At 63.5% G+C, this 17,381-nt stretch carries 12 protein-coding genes; 5 read left to right on the top strand and 7 right to left on the bottom strand.

What is annotated here, in order from left to right; all coding sequences use genetic code 11:
- Window positions 1-15: 15 nt before the first annotated feature.
- The 4 genes from G394_RS0114250 to G394_RS0114235 all read right to left on the bottom strand — a co-directional run bounded on the left by G394_RS0114250 (window position 16) and on the right by G394_RS0114235 (window position 4,539).
- A complete protein-coding gene (locus G394_RS0114250) occupies window positions 16-1,887 on the bottom strand; it encodes an ATP-binding cassette domain-containing protein (protein WP_028578228.1) in 1,872 nt (623 codons plus the stop codon).
- 77 nt (window positions 1,888-1,964) lie between these two features.
- Entirely contained in the window at window positions 1,965-2,645 is a 681-nt protein-coding gene (locus tag G394_RS0114245; RefSeq protein WP_028578227.1) for a zinc metallopeptidase, read from the bottom strand.
- Window positions 2,645-3,409: a SagB/ThcOx family dehydrogenase gene (locus G394_RS0114240; protein ID WP_043776086.1), complete on the bottom strand. Its 765-nt coding sequence runs from the start codon at window positions 3,407-3,409 to the stop codon at window positions 2,645-2,647. The genes G394_RS0114245 and G394_RS0114240 overlap by 1 nt, the downstream gene beginning before the upstream one ends.
- On the bottom strand, window positions 3,406-4,539 hold the full coding sequence (locus G394_RS0114235; protein WP_028578225.1) for an AI-2E family transporter: 1,134 nt from the start codon (window positions 4,537-4,539) through the stop codon (window positions 3,406-3,408). The genes G394_RS0114240 and G394_RS0114235 overlap by 4 nt, the downstream gene beginning before the upstream one ends.
- Before the next feature lie 165 nt (window positions 4,540-4,704).
- On the opposite strand from G394_RS0114235, the gene G394_RS0114230 reads away from it, so the two are divergent.
- The 3 genes from G394_RS0114230 (at window position 4,705) to G394_RS0114220 (ending at window position 8,957) form a co-directional block, all read left to right on the top strand.
- Window positions 4,705-5,418: a TerC family protein gene (locus G394_RS0114230; protein WP_028578224.1), complete on the top strand. Its 714-nt coding sequence runs from the start codon at window positions 4,705-4,707 to the stop codon at window positions 5,416-5,418.
- 81 nt (window positions 5,419-5,499) lie between these two features.
- Window positions 5,500-7,389, top strand: a complete 1,890-nt coding sequence (locus G394_RS0114225) for an AMP-dependent synthetase/ligase (RefSeq protein ID WP_028578223.1) — start codon at window positions 5,500-5,502, stop codon at window positions 7,387-7,389.
- 326 nt (window positions 7,390-7,715) lie between these two features.
- Entirely contained in the window at window positions 7,716-8,957 is a 1,242-nt protein-coding gene (locus G394_RS0114220; RefSeq protein WP_028578222.1) for an O-antigen ligase family protein, read from the top strand.
- 241 nt (window positions 8,958-9,198) lie between these two features.
- Here G394_RS0114220 and G394_RS0114215 read toward each other — a convergent pair whose 3' ends face one another.
- The 3 genes from G394_RS0114215 to G394_RS0114205 form a co-directional block, all read right to left on the bottom strand.
- Window positions 9,199-10,479: a DnaJ domain-containing protein gene (locus tag G394_RS0114215; RefSeq protein WP_169725575.1), complete on the bottom strand. Its 1,281-nt coding sequence runs from the start codon at window positions 10,477-10,479 to the stop codon at window positions 9,199-9,201.
- A gap of 82 nt (window positions 10,480-10,561) precedes the next feature.
- Window positions 10,562-11,785: a hypothetical protein gene (locus tag G394_RS0114210; RefSeq protein ID WP_028578220.1), complete on the bottom strand. Its 1,224-nt coding sequence runs from the start codon at window positions 11,783-11,785 to the stop codon at window positions 10,562-10,564.
- A gap of 72 nt (window positions 11,786-11,857) precedes the next feature.
- Entirely contained in the window at window positions 11,858-14,080 is a 2,223-nt protein-coding gene (locus G394_RS0114205) for a GumC family protein (protein ID WP_245578346.1), read from the bottom strand.
- A gap of 755 nt (window positions 14,081-14,835) precedes the next feature.
- Here G394_RS0114205 and G394_RS0114200 point away from each other — a divergent pair.
- Together G394_RS0114200 and G394_RS0114195 are read left to right on the top strand one after the other, a co-directional pair.
- Complete coding sequence (locus tag G394_RS0114200) at window positions 14,836-15,837, top strand: polysaccharide biosynthesis/export family protein (RefSeq protein ID WP_169725574.1); 1,002 nt, start codon at window positions 14,836-14,838, stop codon at window positions 15,835-15,837.
- A gap of 399 nt (window positions 15,838-16,236) precedes the next feature.
- Window positions 16,237-16,914, top strand: coding sequence for a hypothetical protein (locus G394_RS0114195; protein WP_028578217.1), 678 nt, complete (start codon window positions 16,237-16,239; stop codon window positions 16,912-16,914).
- Window positions 16,915-17,381: the final 467 nt, after the last annotated feature.

Here is a 17,381-nt window from a genome sequence, read left to right as displayed (position 1 = left end):
ACTTCAACCAAAACCTTAGGATTCGCACAGCGCACGCAGTTCTTCGAGCTCGTCCCAGCGGGTCAGCAGGGCGTCCAGTTCGGACTCCAGAACCTCCAGCCGGGCGGCCTCGGCGGCCACGACGGTGTGATCGTTGGTGTAGAAATCGGGATTGTTCATCCGCTCCTGCAGGGCCGCGACTTCGGATTCCAGGGCCTCAATGCGGCCGGGCAGAGCATCGAGCTCCTGGTTTTCCTTCCAGGTCAGTTTTCGCGCCTTGGCGGCCTTGGGCTTCACGGCCTTGGCCTGGACGGCCTCGGGCTCCTCCGGCCGGGGACGCTGCGCCAGCCAGTCGTCGTAGCCGCCGGCGTACTCCACCACCCTGCCCTCGCCCTCGAAGACGAAGCAGGAGGTCACGGTGTTGTTCAGGAACTCGCGGTCGTGACTGACCACGAGCACGGTGCCGGCGAACTCGCCGATGAGCTCCTCCAGCAGTTCCAGTGTCTCCTGGTCCAGGTCGTTGGTCGGCTCGTCGAGAACGAGGACGTTGCACGGCCGGGTGAAGAGCCGAGCCAGGAGCAGGCGGTTGCGCTCGCCGCCCGAGAGCACGCTGACGGGCGTCTGGGCGCGCTCGGGGGTGAAGAGGAAGTCCTTGAGGTAGCCGATGACGTGGCGGCGGTTACCGTTCACGTCCACATAGTCCGAGCCGTCGCCGACGATGTCGCGGGCGGTCTTGGTCTCGTCCAGGATGGAGCGCATCTGGTCCGAGTAGGCCACTTCCAGGTTGGTGCCTTGGCGCACCTCGCCGGACTGCGGGGCCAGCTCACCCAGCAGCAGCCCCAGGAGCGTGGTCTTGCCCGCGCCGTTGGGGCCGACGATGCCGACCTTGTCGCCGCGCATGATGTTGGCCGAGAAATCGCGGATGACCGGCGTCTCTCCCCAGCCGTAGGAAATGTTTCGGACCTCCAGCACGAGGTTGCCGGACTTATTGGCCTCCTGGATCTGCATGGCCACGTTGCCCGTGCGCTCGCGGCGCTGCCTGCGCTCCAGGCGCATGGCCTTCAGGGCCCGCACGCGGCCCTCGTTGCGCGTGCGGCGGGCCTTGATGCCCTTGCGGATCCAGATTTCCTCCTCCTTGAGCTTCTGGTCAAACTTGCGCCACAGGGTCTCTTCCGTGGCCAGCACGTCGGCCTTGCGCTGCAGAAAGGTATCGTAGTCGCAGGCCCAGTCCACGAGCTGCCCGCGGTCCAGCTCAAGGATGCGGTTGGCCACGTGGCGCAGGAACATGCGGTCGTGGGTGACGAAGAAGAGCGTGCGCGGCTCCTTGACCAGGAACTCCTCCAGCCAGCCGATGGCCTCGATGTCGAGATGGTTGGTGGGTTCGTCCAGGAAAAGGATGTCGGGTTCCGCGGCCAGGGCGCGGCCCAGCAGGGTCTTGCGCTTGCCGCCGCCCGACAGGGACGCGAAGGGCGCGTCGGGCGCGAGGCCCAAGTGGGTCAGCACGGTGTCGATGCGCCGCGTCAGGCTCCAGCCGGCCTGTTCGTCGAGCAGGCGGTGGGCGCGTTCAAGCAGCGCATGGTCAGCGCCCGCCTCGCCCTCGTGACGCAGGGCGGCCAGGCACCGGCCCGCCTCCCCTGCCCCCGAGGCCACGACGTCGTAGATGCTGCCTGTGAGGTCGGCGGGCACTTCCTGGGGCAGGGAGGCCATGGTCAGCCCCTTGCCCCAGCCCACCTCGCCGGAGTCGGGGGACAGTTCGCCCGCCAGGACGCGCATGAGGGTGGACTTGCCCTCGCCGTTGCGGCCCAGAAGGCAGATGCGTTCGCCGGGGTGGATCTGCAGGCTGATGTCGTCCAGCAGAGGGGGGCCGGAAAAGGACAGGGTCAGGTTGCTTGCGCTTATGAGTGCCATGTATTGGGGGGGGAGATTGGTTGGGTGGTCAGACGCCCGACTCGTAGTGGGAAACAACCCGATTGTCCAGACGCGTCTCAGCGCCGGAAAATCCTGGCCCACCGCAGTACGTTGAACATGCCGGCCAGGGCCTGGGAGAGGTACGTCAGGGCACAGGCCGTCAGTATCCGCCGCGCCGCGGCCTCGTCCTCGGGCGGGATGTAGCGGCCCGCGCGGAGCACGGGCAGGGCCCTGGAAAAGCTCGCGTCGATCTCCACGGGCAGGGTCACGAGGTGCACCAGCACCGGGATGCCCAACACGCACACGGCGGATGCCAGCATGAGCCGCCCCACCACCGGCACCTGCAGGGCCGCGCCCAGCAGGGGGGCGACCATGACGGCGGCCGCGCCTATGCGTTCGGCCCAGATCCCGGCCCGCACCAGGGCCGTGCGGAATCGCAGCAGTCCGTCTCCGCTCTGGTCCTGCATGGCGTGTCCGACCTCGTGGGCGGCCACGACCACGGCCGTGAGGCTGCGCCGGCCGGCCAAGGCCGGGTTGAGACGCACGACCTTCTCAATCGGGTCGTAGTGGTCGCCCCGGTCCGTGGTCTCGACGCGCACGCCGTGAAGCCGCAGGTCCTCGACGAGGATGCGGGCCAAGTCGATGCCCGTGCCCGAAAAGTACTCCTCACGGCCGTAACGTTCGAGCATGTGCCGGGCCCACAGCCCCGGACCGATCACAAGGGCGGCCAGGACGACGAAAGCCAGGGCGTAGAGCATCAGACCTTGCCCACGGGGGCGAGGTAAAGGGCGAACTCGTTCTCCCCGTCGACGCCCAGGAACTCGTCCATGGCCCGCTGGTGGAAGGCGGCCACGGCGCAGGTCCCGCACCCGGCGGCCTGGGTGGCGAGGTAGAGGTTCTGGCAGGCGTGGCCCGCGTCCAGGGCGATGACCCTGTGGGCGGCTTCCATGTAGCGCCACTCCATGCGGTAGGGGATGGTCGTCCAGATGAACGTCAGGGGCGCGCGGACCACGAATGACTGCATGAGGACGGCTTCGTGCAAGCGGGCCGCGAAATCCGGCCCGGCCTCGCGCTCCAGGACCAGGGCGTGGTCCAGAGGCAGGTAGCGGTAGAGCCCGGGCGCAAGCCCCTCGCAGTCCCTGGCCGCGACGTACGTCTCCAGGGCGTGGCGACAGCCTGCCGAGGGCACGGTGCGGAACACGCTGGCGGCCCCGCCCTTGCGGCGCACGCCCTGCACGGCCCAGAGCAGAAAGCCCAGTTCGTCCAGGCTGACGGGCTCGTCGCGCCAGGCCCGGTGGCTCTTGCGTTCGGCCAGGGCTTGCGCCAGGTCCATGTGCCCGGCGAAGGTCCCGGCCGGGTCCGACGGCAGGAGGGAGACGAGCTGCCCGGGGCTCGCAGGCTTCTGCACGGGCGGCGGGGCCACGCCGCGGTTCTGGTCCGAGCGAGAGAAGTCGATCAACAGACGCAGGTCGTCCTTGAGGAAGTCGCGCATGGCGCGCATGTCCGGGATATGTCCGCTCATGGTCCCTCACCCCCTTCAGGCAGAATGATCGTCTCCTCCTGGGCCAGGACCAGCCGCCTGTAGTAGGCCAGGACCAGACAGGTCATGGGCAGGGCGATCAAAAGGCCGAGCATGCCGAGAAGCTTGCCCCAGATGGACAGGGACAGGAGCATCACGGCCGGCGAGAGGCCCATGGCCTTGCCCATGATGCGCGGCACGAGGATGACGTCCTGCACGACTTGCGCGGCCACGAAGACCAGACCCGTCAGGCCCAGGACGAGCCAGAAAGACTGCCCCGTCTCCAGGGCGTGGATGGCCGCGACCATGACGGCCGGGATGGCGCCCAAAACCTGCAGGTACGGCACCAGGCTCATGACGCCGAGCATGATGCCGAGCAGAATGCCCAGCGGCAGCCCGATGAGGAAGAAGCCCGTGGCGAAGACCACGCACAGGGCTCCCGAGATGAAGATCTGGCCGCGGAAATAGCGGCTCATGGCCAGGTCGAACTCCTCCACGAAGGACACCACGCCCGCCCGGTACGGGGCGGGAATCATCTCCTTCCAGACCACGCGGACCTTCTGGAAGTCCAGGAGCAGGAAGATGAGGTACATGAAGACCACGCCGGGGACGACCAGGGCCATGATCACGCTGTAGGTGCCGGAGATGAACCCCATGATGCCGGGCAGGAGCCTGCGCAGGGCGGCCTGGGCCATGGAGATGAAACTGTCCGTGCGGAAGAAGTTCTGGACTTCGGGCGTGTTGAAGTAGTCCCGCAGGGCCTGCCAGACGTCGGGCGGCAGGCGCCTGGCCGCGGCTTCGGCCAGCTTGGAATTGCTGACCAGGTCGGAGATGAGGCGGCCCATGTGCGCCATTTCCCGCCCCATGAGGGGCACCACGATGAGGAAGATCCCGACCGCGACCAGCACGAAGAGAAGCAGGGTCAGGCCGATGGCCACGCTCCTGCTCTTGACCACCCCCTGCACCCGGAGCACCAGAGGGTTCATGATGTAGGCCAGGATCAGGGCCACGGCGAAGGGTACGAGCACGTCGCTCAAGTAGCCCAGGGCCGCGATGATGGCCCAGACCAGGCCCACGGACAGGGCCATGCGCACGACGCGATCGAAGGAATAGGGTTTGTCGTCGAGAATCATCGGCCCTCCGGCGGATGGAAGATGTCGAAGCGGTCCGGGCTTTCCCCGCTTCCGGCAGATAGCAGAGTCGGCCATGCCTTGGAAGCCCGGACACCCCCGTCCCTTGATTTGAGATCTCCCTTCACCTACAAAAACCCATCCGCACCGCAAACCAAGGGCCATCCCATGTTCGAACCGCAAAGCATCATCGCCTTCCTGACCCTGGCCAGCCTCGAAATCGTCCTTGGCATCGACAACATCGTCTTCATCGTCATCATCACAAACAATCTGCCCGAAGCGCTGCAGTCCAAGGCGCGCAAGATAGGCCTGGCCATGGCCATGCTGACCCGCATCGGCCTGCTGTTCGCCATCACCTGGGTCATGGGGCTCACGGCCACCCTCTTCACCGTCATGGAGCACGCCGTGTCCGGCCGCGACCTGATCCTGCTGGGCGGCGGGCTCTTCCTCATCGCCAAGGCCACCTTCGAGATTCACGAGAAACTGGAACACAGGCCCGAGGAGGACGTGCGCATCCGCAAAAGCCTCGGATTCGTCTCGGCCGTGACCCAGATCATGTTCCTCGACGTCATCTTCTCGCTGGATTCCGTCATCACGGCCGTGGGCATGGCCAACAACATCGCCGTCATGATCGCGGCGGTAGTGGCCGCCGTGGCCGTCATGCTCATCTTCGCCGACACGGTCAGCGGGTTCGTCAAACGCCAGCCGACCATCCAGATCCTGGCCCTGTCCTTCCTCATCCTCATCGGCGTGTTCCTGGTGGCCGAGAGCATGGGCAAGCACATCGACCGCGGCTACATCTACTTCGCCATGAGCTTCTCCCTGCTGGTAGAGGTCCTCAACCTGCGCATGCGCAAGGTTTCCGCGGCGAAAAAGGCCTGAGCGGATACGCACAAACCCGACTTGCCTTGCAGTCCACCCTCGCCTAAAAGGACTGACCCCATTTTCTCTTGGAGAACAGCCATGGCCTTCGCTCCGACGTTATTCCACACCTTCCTGGAGAGCTGCTCCACGCACCGGGACAATCTCGCCTTCATCTACCGCGTGGGCGAGGACGAGTTCCGGGTCACATTCGAGAAGTTCTTCGAGGACGTGCTCATCCTGGCCCGCGCCTTCAAGGACCACAAGGTCCGCCGCGGCGACAAGGTCTTTCTGCTGTCCGACAACCGCTACTCCTGGATCGTCACGGACCTGGCCCTGCAGGCCCTGGGCGCCGTCAGCGTGCCGCGCGGGTCCGACACGCCGCCGAGCGAGATCGAGTTCATCGTCACCCATTCGGGGGCGGAGTTCCTCATCCTTGAAACGGAGAAGCTCTACAAGGACTGCCAGGCCCTGATCAAAACCCTGAAGCCCAAGGGGCTTTTCATCATCGCCGGCGAGGAGAAGCACTCTTGGTTCGACAAGGCCGTGACCTACACCGAACTCCTCAAGGACCGGACCATCGAGCCGCGCGACATCGAGTGGTTCAAGGGCCTTGCCGCCAAGATCACCCCCGACGACCTGCTGACCATCATCTACACCTCGGGGACCACGGGCACGCCCAAGGGCGTCATGCTGACCCATTCCAACATCATGCACAACGTACGCACCCTGCCGCCGCTCATCAGGCTGCAGTCCGACGACGTCTGGGTGTCCATCCTGCCGACCTGGCACATCTTCGAGCGCACGGCCGAGTACCTTTCCGTGGCCAAGGGCAGCTGCCTGGTCTACTCGTCCATCCGCACCTTCGCCTCCGACCTGGAGACGTACAAGCCCACCCAGGTGGCCACGGTGCCGCGCATCTGGGAGTCCCTCTACTCCAAGATCACGGCCGGACTGAAGAAGAAGGACCCGAAAAAGGCCAAGATATTCAACCTGCTGGTCCGGGTTTCGGCCGCCTACCGCCGCAACAGGCGCGTCCTGCGCGACCAACTGCCGGTCTTCGAGAAGAAGGCCTTCCCCGTCCGTCTGGCGGCCAAGGTCCGCGCCGCGGTGGAAAACGTCTTCCTCTTCCTGCCCTACCTCCTGGCCCAAAAGAAGTTTATCCTGGTGCAGGACAAGTTCGGCGGCCGGCTCAAGGCGGCCATCAGCGGCGGCGGCAGCCTGCCGGCCTATCTGGACGAGTGGATCGACGCCATCGGCATCCGCATCGTCAACGCCTACGGCATGACGGAGTGCTCGCCGGGCATCGCCGGCCGCGGCTTTAACTGCGAGGTCTTCGGGACCATCGGTCCGGCCGTTGCCGAAACCGACCTGCGCATCGTCGACGACCACGGCGAGGTCGTGCCCAACGGCACCGAAGGCGAGATCCAGGTCCGCGGGGCCCAGGTATCCAAGGGCTACTACAACAACCCCGAGGCCAACGCCTCGGCCTTCACGCCCGACGGTTTCCTGCGCACCGGAGACCTGGGCAAGCTGACCCTCACGGGCGAGCTGGTCATCACCGGCCGGGCCAAGGAGATCATCGTCCTGGCCAGCGGCGAGAACGTGGACCCGACCAATATCGAGGCCACCCTGTCCATGTTCCCCTTCGTCCAGGACGCCGTGCTGGTGGGCCAGGACAAGAAGGGCCTGGGCGCCCTCATCGTGCCGGACCTGGAGAAGCTGCGGGAATTCGTCTACGAGAAGTACAACCAGGTCCTGGACGAGACCGAGTCCGCCCTGAAGGACAAGCAGCTCCTGGACCGCCTGCGCGAGGAGATGAACAAGCTCCTGAACGCCAAGAAAGGCTTCAAGCCCTACGAGAAGCTCCAGAACATCCATTTCCTGGACAAGGAGTTCACCCTCGGCGAGGAGCTGACCAACTCCTTCAAGAAGAAGCGGCACGTCATCGAGAAGAAGTACAAGGACATCATCAACCGGCTTCTGAAATGACCCGGACGGGGCGGACACATGCCAGATTCGCCCGTCCTTTGGATTTGCCGGCTTCACCGGGCTCTCCTTTATCAGGTACGCCCATGAACGCCTTCCAAAAAGCAGAGCCGCAGCCATGCGTATCCTCCAAGCCCCATGCCCTCCCGCGAGTGACTCATGACCGGGCGGACTTTGTCCTGCGGGTTCTCGTCTTCCTGCCCCTGATCCTGCTGACGCTCCTTTTTGGAGGCGCCAGACCGTGGATATGGCAAGCCGTGAGCGGACTGGTTTTCCTGGGAATCGGAACATGGAGCCTCAGGCACAAGCTTATCGCGCCCCCAGGAGAGATGCGACGCCTGCAGGCCGCCGCCCTGACCCTGCTGAGCGTGCCCCTGCTCCAGGTCGCCCCCCTGCCCGCATGGCTGCATACATTCCTCTCGCCGGCGCGCGCAAAGTGGAGTGCCGGGCTGCGGGAATTTGGCGACATCGCCACCACCGCCCTCAGCTATGACCCGCTTTCGACATGGATGCATCTCACATGGTGGGCCTTCCTCATCGCGTTCGCCTCGATCCTCTGCCGGAGCCTGCAGTCCGGCAGCCGGAGCCACCCCACATGGCTCCTGCACGGCCTGTTCCTGCTGGCGGGTTTCGAAGCCCTGTACGGAGTGCTGCAGGCCCTCCTCCCCTCCCTGGGGGTGCTGTGGGACGTCGATGCCGCGACCGGCCTGGCGTACCAGGGCTATGCTCGCGGCACGTTCATCAACCGCAACCATTTCGCCGCATTTCTCGGCCTGCTCTGGCCCGTGCTGCTGGCTTACCTGCTCATCCTCAAATCGCCGCGCAACATGGAGCGGATTCTGGGCACTCGGGAACGGGCTCAAGTCCTCGTGCAGAAGAAGGCCTTCGGGGTGTTCTGTCTGGGTCTGGTCGTGCTGGCCCTCGTCTTCAGCCAGTCCAGGGGCGGGATCCTCGTCGCCCTGCTGTCCTCCTTCCTGCTCTTCGCCTTCGCCGGCTTTCGCCGGAAGCGTATGGCCATGGTCCTGGTCGGATGCTGGGTGACCATGCTCTGCTACGGGACCGTCATCGGCTTCGACGGCATCGCGGGACGCTTTTCGCAGATCGGGCAAGGCGCCGCGGGCCGTTTCGACCTGTGGAAGGACGGGTGGACCGCCCTGCTGGATCACCCCCTGGCGGGCACAGGCCTCGGGACATACCCGGCCGTGAGCCGTGCCTACCAGAACGCATTGGACCCCGGACAACGGGCCAAGCACGCCCACAACGACTACCTCGAAGCCGCCGTAGAGATGGGCTTGCCCGCAGCAGGCATCCTGACCCTCTGCATATGGGGGCTGTGGTGGCGGCAGGCCATCCTTCTATGGCGCGGGCGGGAGACCATGGACCAGGACCGTCTGGCTCTGGCCGCCGGCACTCTGGCGGCCCTGGGAGGTTATCTGCTCCATGCCTGGACCGAATTCAACAACGCCATCCCGGCCAACCAACTGACGGCCGTCATGGTCGCCGTCCTGCATTTCCATATTGCCGGGACGGATGCGGCGTTCAGGACAACGACGCGCAACACCGCGACCTGAACGCTTCGGCACGCCGGCCGAGCAGGGACGAGCCTTCCCGTGCAGGGCGGGCCAATAGCCTACGCCATTCCCTCTCCCCTTCCATATTCCGAGCTGGCCGGGTACTGCGGCACGTAAAAGCGCCGCCTGCCCGGAGATGACGAGTTCTTGCCGGGGGCAGACGCGCGAGCCCGTTCAGTGCGCTCGGGAGGTCGGGTTCAGGCAGGGTGCGGCGCCATGGCCGCAGGAATGTCGGACTGGGTCAGCGAATGGCGTACTGCAGGCTGCGCACGCGAAACGTCGACCCGAAGGGTTCCAGGTCCATGTGTAGCGTCCCGTTCATCGCGATGGGTTTACCGTCGGCGAGGAACCCCCGCAGCTCGCAGCGGCCCACGAAACGGACGTGGTCGGGCCCGACGCTCATGGAGTCCGCCATGATACTGTACCGCACAGCCGGCATGTTGCGGAAACTCTCCTCGTAGCGAAGGCGCAGGGACGTGATCGGCGTCCCGTTCTCGAGGGCGGATGGGGTGAAGTGCCGCATAAAGCCCTCCAGGTCCCGTCGGGAGTAATCCCGAACATAGGCGGCGATGAACATTGCCAGGCGTTCCTCGGCATCGCGCAGGCCTTCCATGTTCTCATGGGCCTTCTTCGGGGAGGACTCGGCAACCTTCCCGTGCGCGACGGCGACCCGGCCGGCAGCCCCGCATCCCCGCTCCTCGTCCAGTTTCGGGGCATCCTGCAGGACTACGGCACCGTTGGGACCCGACGGAGTGCCTTGAGCGGCACTGCCGTGAGCGGCGCCGGAATCTCCACGGCCGCCGGTTGCAGGGGATGCGGGCCGGTCGGCTGTCCCGACGGCGGACTGCCAGGATGTCGCCCCCGGAAGAACCAAAGGCTCCCTCGCGCCCGGGAGTGCTTCGTCCTCGCCTGTTGCGGGCTTCATGTCAGGCGGGACATTGACGGTTCGGAATGTTTCGCGGGGCGTAAACCCAGGCCGAAGATATTGAAACACGAGGTCCGCACCGCTCACGGTCAGAACCAGAAGCGCCACGACGGCCGCCAACGGCGTCAGACGACGCAGGCGGGGCCACGTTTTCCTCTCTCCGCACGGCCCCGACTCCCCCCATGTGTTCACTCCGGGGGGCGGCGCCCATCCTCGGGCTCCCGCGGATTCGTTGACCATGTCGAAGGCGATCTTGATCTGCCTGAAACGGGTCGCTGCCTCAGGGTCGCCCTGATTGTGATCCGGATGCCATTGGCGGCAAAGGGCCCTGAAGGCCTGCTTGACGGCGTCCTGCCCTGACGAGGGTTCAACGCCCAGGATTTGATACGGCCCCGCGATGGTTGATCCCCGATCCGGGAAAAGAGAGGCCACGGCCCACAGCCGGGCCCGCAGGAGGGATTCGTCCACGAGGATACGTCGGCAGAGTTGTCGGCATGCTTCGGGAATATCCTGTCCCCCCAGCAGCATCCGGGTCAAGGCCCTCGCTTCCTCGACCACGCCCTGATCCGCCGTGGCCCGGTGGAGGAACGAATGCACGCCCCCCTCATCGGCGACAAGCCGGACCAGACGCTGTAACGCCGGTTCCGGCCCGTTACGGAAGGTGGAAGCACCCCCGGATTCAGGGCTGGCTGGGCCTTTGGACGATTTCCACATCATCGATCCAGAAATCCCCCGCAATCTTGTTGTCGAATTTCAGGCTCTCGTCGCGGCGTACCGCGACCCGCAATACCCGGCATCCATCGGGGACCTCGAAGGTTACGACGTTTCCGCTCCAGCCTCGGCTGCCTGTGATTTCCGGGCTGGCCGCCCGGAAGCCCGGACATTCCATGCCCCCGATCTCCACGAACGGCCCGCGGTCGGTGGTCAGGCGCTCGGACTTGGCGGCAAAGCGCAATTCATAGACCTGTCCCGGCTCTACGGCCACATATTGGGAGAAATGATTGTAACGCAGATTGGTGGTGCCCAGAAAACGAAAGCGTACGGCATATCCTCCCGTCTCGCTCCTGGGTTCCCGGCGCACTTCCGCACCGTCGGCGGACGCCTGCCGCCATCCGAAAGCCGTGCCGGTTAAGGGCGCCTCGAATCCGCCGTTGTCCACAAGACCGTCCCGGAAAAGTCCGGAACTCCTCCACGTGTCGGCCGCATCATTCCAGCGTTTGGAGTCCAAAAGAAAATCGATGAAACGGGCCTGCCTGGCCGCGTCCGGCCGCGCTTCCGGGTCCGCCGCAAGGGTGGAGTAAAGGCCGATGGCTTCGTCGACCGCCTTGCGAGCCATGCACTCCTCGAGCACGCTCCACCTGTTCGCCGCTACGGCGCCTTTAAGGACCGCCGACCATCCGCCCCAGAACCCGAGGGCCAGTTCGACGGCCTCCTGGCGGTGCCGGGGCATGTGTCCGAGAACGAAATTGAATCCCTGCCGGAAACGCGAGTCATCCCGCCTGTCCGCGGCGAGCAGTAAATGCTGCCATCCCCAGGACGTCGAGGGGGGGACGGCTGCCAGGAGAAAATCGTGCAAGGTGTCCGCCTGTCGGGCGGCGCCCCGCTGCCGCTCCAGCCGGGCCAGGGCGAACCACCCGCCGAAAAGGAGGGGGTTTCGACCCACGGCCTGCCAGTAGGCGTCTGCGGCACGGGCGGTGTCCATGCGCCGGAAACGGGCGTCGTCCCCGCGCACGATCCAGGCCTGGGCCCATGGGTCCATGAGCGGGCTTTGCAGCACGAAATCGATATCACGCACGGCCAGCCGTGAAGAGCCGAAGGCCCAGAAGAGCAGCATCCCGCCCATGGAGAAGCATATGGCGACCCCAAGAAACCGGCCCAATACCCGCAACCGGGCCTGACTCATGCCCTCTCCCTGCCCATGTCTCAAAGGTTACGGAAAAGCGTCTTCGCAAAAGTCTCCCCGTCGAAAGCCGTTTCAGGATGCGCGCTTTTCCTCCGTCTGTCCCGCTGCGCTCTCCGACGGCAGTTCCGCCTGCCCGACACCGTAGGAATAGGAGTGATAGTAGTATTTGTAGTATTTCGTGTAGTATCCCCCGATGCGGTTCTGCACGTCGAGACGGTTGACGATGGTCCCGAGCAAGCGCGCGTTGATGTTCGCCAGGGATCGCCGGAAGAGCCGCAGGGCCTGACGGTGGGTCCTGCCCAGGGTGGTGACCAGGATAACCCCGTTGACCAGACTGCCAAGCACAAGCACGTCGGCAAATCCGACCGAAGGTGGTCCGTCGATGATGATGCGGTCGTAGGTCGTGCCGAGTTCGTCCAGATACTGGCGCATGCGCTTGGAGGCCAGCAGTTCGGCCGGGTTGGGCGGCAGCAGGCCGGCCGGCATAAAATACAGATTCTCCTGGCCTGTTTTGCGGACCACCTCCTCCAGGGTCGTGGTTCCGATCAGCAGTTCGCTCAGACCTCCCGTACGCGGACCGCTGGAAGGAAAGACCTTGTGCAGCCAGGGCCGCCGCAGGTCCGCATCGATGATGAGGACCTTGTCACCGGCGGCGGCAAAGGCCTGGCCCATGTTCGCGGCGATGGTCGACTTGCCCTCGCCCTCGGTGGTGCTGGTCACGAGCAGTTTCTTCGTGCCGCCTTCGGCCGCCGTGGACAGCTGGATGGACACGCGGGCGGTGCGGATAGCTTCGGAAAAGCCGGCTCTCGGCTCTGTGGTCACGAGATGGTCCAGTCTGTCCCTGAACTGCTCCTCGGCCTCCGGGATGACTCCCAGGATGGGGATGCCGAAGCGATCGGAGATCTCATCCATGCTTTTGACCGTATTATCAAGGAATTCCAGGAGGAAGGCCGCGGAGATGCCGAGCATGAGCCCGATGCCGATGGCCAGTAGCAGGTTCCGCCTGATCTTCGGCGTATCCGGTTTCACGGGCAGCAGCGAATGGTCCACGACCTGGATATTGCTGATGTCGGCGCCGACCGTGGCGTCGATCTCCTTGACACGCTGCAGCAGGGACTGGTGGATTTCCTTGTTGGTCTCCACCTCGCGTTCCAGGATCTTGAACTGGGTGGCCCTGTCGTTAAGCTCCAGCGCCTGGCTCGTGGCCACCTCGGCCTGCTTGCGCAGGCCCTCCTCGTTCTTCATTGCCGCGAGGTAGTCGTTGCGGATACCCTGCAGGATGCGGTTCTCCTCGCCGGCGATCCTGGCGCTTACGTCGTCGATCTTGGCCTTGAGGCGTTTAGCCTCGGGGTAGTCCGGCTTGAAGACGACGAGCAGATCCTCGTACTGGGAGACGAGCAGGACATGCTGCTCGCGCAGCTGCTGGATGAGCTCGTTGTTGATGACCACTGGCATTGCAGAAACGCCGGCCTCGCGGGCCTGGTTGTGCAGGGCTTCCTTGGACAGGCGCTGGGCGTGAACCACGGCCAGAGCGGTGTTGATCTCCTCGAGCTGCTTGTAGACGAGGTTCATGCGGCTATCGAGGGATACGATGCCGGCTTTCTGGGCGAAGCTGTTCAGTTCAGCTTCGGACTTCTCCAGGCGCATGCGGGCCAGTTCGACCTGCTTCTGAAGCTGTTCGTTGGCCAGCCCGGCGGCACCGACCTTCATGTCCATCTGCCAGGAAATGAAGGAACGGATAAGCGTGTTGACCACGTCCCGCGCCAGGGCCGGGTTTGGCGAGGAAAAGGCCAGGTTCAGGATTGTCGTGTCACGCTCCGCCTTGACTTCCAAATTTTCCCTGAAGACCTTCAACAGCCGCTGCTGGACCTCCGCAGCTACGCCTCCCGCTTCCGATGCTGCGCCAGGTTGTCCCGACATCGCGCCCAAGGCCCCGCTGATGGCGGCCAGGAATCCCATACCTTCGAGATTCGTGTTGAAATCCGGGTTGTTGACCAGATCCAGCGTTTCGATGACACGCCAGGCAAGGGAATCCGAGGTCAGGAGCTTACTCTGGGTGTTCATGAACTCCCGGGTCTGGGTCTGGGGGACGACCATGTCCTCGAACTTGGTGACCTTGGGCGGCTGCATGTTGAATTCAAGTCGCCCCGTGGCCTTGTAGATGGGAGTCATGGCGAGGGTTACAATGAATACAGTCACGAAAAACCCGAACATGACGGAGCAGATGAGCCACTTGCGCCTGATAAGCACGTCCAGGTAGTCCCTCAGGTCCAACTCGTCATCAGCCTGGGGCAAAATTTCACGGAACTCGACAGCAGGGAGGTTTGGCTGAACGGACTGGACAGGAGGAAGGTAGGAATCCATCCCTGCAGGAAGGGCTCCAGACGTATATTTATCGCCCATGAATGACAGTCCTTCTGAATATACATGCAGAGAAAAAATCAAGACAGACTGACATCTATCTATCGCATGTGAATCTTGTCAACAAGCGAATCAGACATTGGAAAACGAATATGATATTTTTTTCAAATTATAATTATTATCACGAAATAATTATGCACGCGAATTAATATAGTATTTATACAAATAAGCATCCATCAATCACTGAAATAAATATTATTATGCGTAAATTAATAAATATTATACATATTAAACAGTAGTTACACTTCTCCTGGGTTCCGGCTGCACCCCCTGCAGGCACGTATCCGGGAGCATCATGAACTCTTGTCCGTGGACATCGTCGCGAGCGAGGCCAACAAGGTAATGACGAAGCAAGCCTTACGAGCCCCCCCTTGTCGCGCTCGACCAGCGAAGGGGGGGGGCGAGAAGACTCACTGACTTTCTACGTATTGTCTTCGGACGTCGTCCTGTGTCAGCATATGAGCATGAAATTGATCCGCTTGATAATTCATACATCGAACTCGTTGAAATCATTTCCTCACCCATGGCTTCAATCCGCAGCGAATGGCCTCACCATGCGCGCCGTCTCATTCCGTCCGGACCCCGTCCTTCCCGGGAAGAGAAAAGCTTCCGGCCTTGACCGGCCGCTCTTGACGTTCCTGCTCCCCCTGCTCGTCTTCTTTGCGGGCTGCGGCGCGAGCGGCCCGAAGGAAACGACGGAAATCGGTCAGCTGGCAGGCTCAGCGACCGATGGCGAGAACGCCGGAGAGGTGGCGGAACTCAACAGAAAACTTTACGCGTCCTTCACCGCCACGCCAAGCTACGAAGACTATGTCATCGGCGGCGGCGATCTCATCCAGGTCTCCATTTTCGAAGCCCCGGACCTGAACACGGAGACCAGGGTCAGCGCCCGCGGAGGCGTGACCCTGCCCCTGCTGAGCACCGTTCAGGTCGCCGGCCTGTCCATCCGCGAGGCCGAGCAGCACGTCGAGAGGCTCTACCTCGAGAAATACCTGCAGGACCCGCACATCACCATTTTCGTCAAGGAACAGTTCGGCTCCAAGGTAACCCTCATGGGCGCCCTCAAGAAGCCCGGCACCTATGACTTCTACGCACGCATGAACCTCATGGATGTCCTGGCCTTGGCCGAGGGACTGAGCCAGACGGCAGGACGCATCGTCCAGATCCGCCGCAAGGGTGAAGCCGAAAAGCCCGCGCAGTGCCTGATCATCGACCTCGACCAGATGATCAAAGAAGGCAGCGAGGAACTTAACGTTGCCGTCAAGGGCGGGGACGTGGTTTACGTTCCCGAGGCCGGCTCGATCTATGTGGACGGCGCCGTGCGCAAGGCCGGCTCCTACCCCATCCGCCAAGAGATGTCCGTGCAGGAGGCCGTCGTCGCCGCCGGGGGACTGCAGTCCTTCGCCGACTCCAGGAACATCAAGCTGATCCGCTACGTCGGGAAAGGGCGCCGGGAAGTGGCCAAACTTTCGCTCGACGACATGCAGGCCGGCGAAGCCGCGGAACTCAAAGTTCAGGACCGAGACGTCATCTTCGTCGAATCCAACGCCGCCAGCGCCTTTTTCCAAGGCCTGCGCCTGACCCTCGGCACCGGCCTCGTCGGTGTCGGCTACCAGCCACCGCCCCAGTAAGTACCCGCCACGCAGCTCTCCGGTCTTTGTCCGGAACCCGCACAGCCAAGCGACCAGGACGACGCAGGGCGTATGGACCCGGCCGAAAAGAGGCCATGCATACAGCCGTTACGCCCATGGGAACTTCTATTCCAAAATCCATGGTTGCAACAGGCCGGCAAGCATCCGGCTTTCCGTCGGCTCCGCCGAGACACAAGCCATCTCCCCACCTGGAGTGGGCTCATCCTACCGCCACATGCGCATGACTCCTTCTTATAAATAAGTATGCGCAGGTATTGTTTTTTATTACACAAACTGATCTTTAATGAAGCGAATCCAAGGGGCCGATCCGCGTCATGACAAATCATGACATGCCAGTCCCTACCCCGCGCAATATTTCACGTAAACACGGAGAACATCATGATCGGGTTCCAGAAAATAGCCTCGCTCCTGACCGCGATCCTGCTCCTCGCTCAGCCCCTGATGGCTCTTCCCCTTTCTGCGCCACGACTTGTCCCCGAAGGCTCCGTCAAGTTGGTGAAAACCGGCGCCGTGGTGGAAAGCGAGATGCCTGCGCCCACAGGCACGCTCATGGCCTGCAACGGCCAGTGCTTCATCGAGGCCGACGGCGTGCAACTCCTGGGTGCCGACAAGACGGTCTTTGCCGTCCACGAGGACCATGACGCCTTCACCGTCCTGGTCGATACGGGCAGCGTCTCCTTCGCCATGCGCGCGGATGCCAAGCCGGTGGAGTTCAAAACCCCGTTCGACACCTTTCTGGCAAAACCGGCCCTGGTCCCGGTCAGCTCCGAGGCCGTGATCCGAGGCACGCTGGAAGTATCGGAAAGCCGGGCCGTGCTGACCATGGCGGAAGGCTCCCTTGAGCTGACCAACGACCAAGGGCAGAAACTGCTTAAAGCCGGAAACAGCATCGTTCTGGCCAAGGGGATCGGGCTGTCTGAAGCGGACACCGAAGCCCTTGCGGCCGCCGGCGTGGCCACGGCGACGCTGGCCATCATCGGTGCCTCCATCGTCGCCGTGGCGGGAAGCGGGGACGGAGGCGGAGGAGACAGCGACGAAGCCAGCCCCCACCAGTGACGGGTATGAATCCGTGGAGCAAAGCATGATCGTGAAGAATCGGCCGTGGAGATCAGCACCCTTGTGCCTGATCGCGCCGGTCCTGGCCGTCCTGCTCGCCTCCCCCCGGATGGCCGGCACATCCTCATCCCCCAGACTGATCCCGGAAGGCACTGTGACGCTAGGACTGGAAATTTCGAAGGCCGGCGAGCGGAAGCTCATCCCGTCCGGGGACAGCATCTCTCTCAACCGTTTTACCTTTGACGAGAGTTCCGTCCATCCGCAGGACGGATCTACCAAAATCGGGCCAGGGCCCATCGGGATGAAATTTGCCGCGGGCTTCATTGCAGTGTCCGGCCTGCCCCCCGGAGCCCTGGCCCTTTCCGCCGGATCGGGTGAGGTCCACGTGCCGCAAAGATCAGCAAGAGATGGATCAAGAATTGAATACTCGGATGACAGGCCGTTGGACCTAGTGGAGAGGGGGCAAT

The organism is Desulfomicrobium escambiense DSM 10707 (assembly GCF_000428825.1).
GTDB classification, from domain to species: domain Bacteria; phylum Desulfobacterota; class Desulfovibrionia; order Desulfovibrionales; family Desulfomicrobiaceae; genus Desulfomicrobium; species Desulfomicrobium escambiense.
This window is presented reverse-complemented; position numbering and strand designations above follow the sequence as displayed.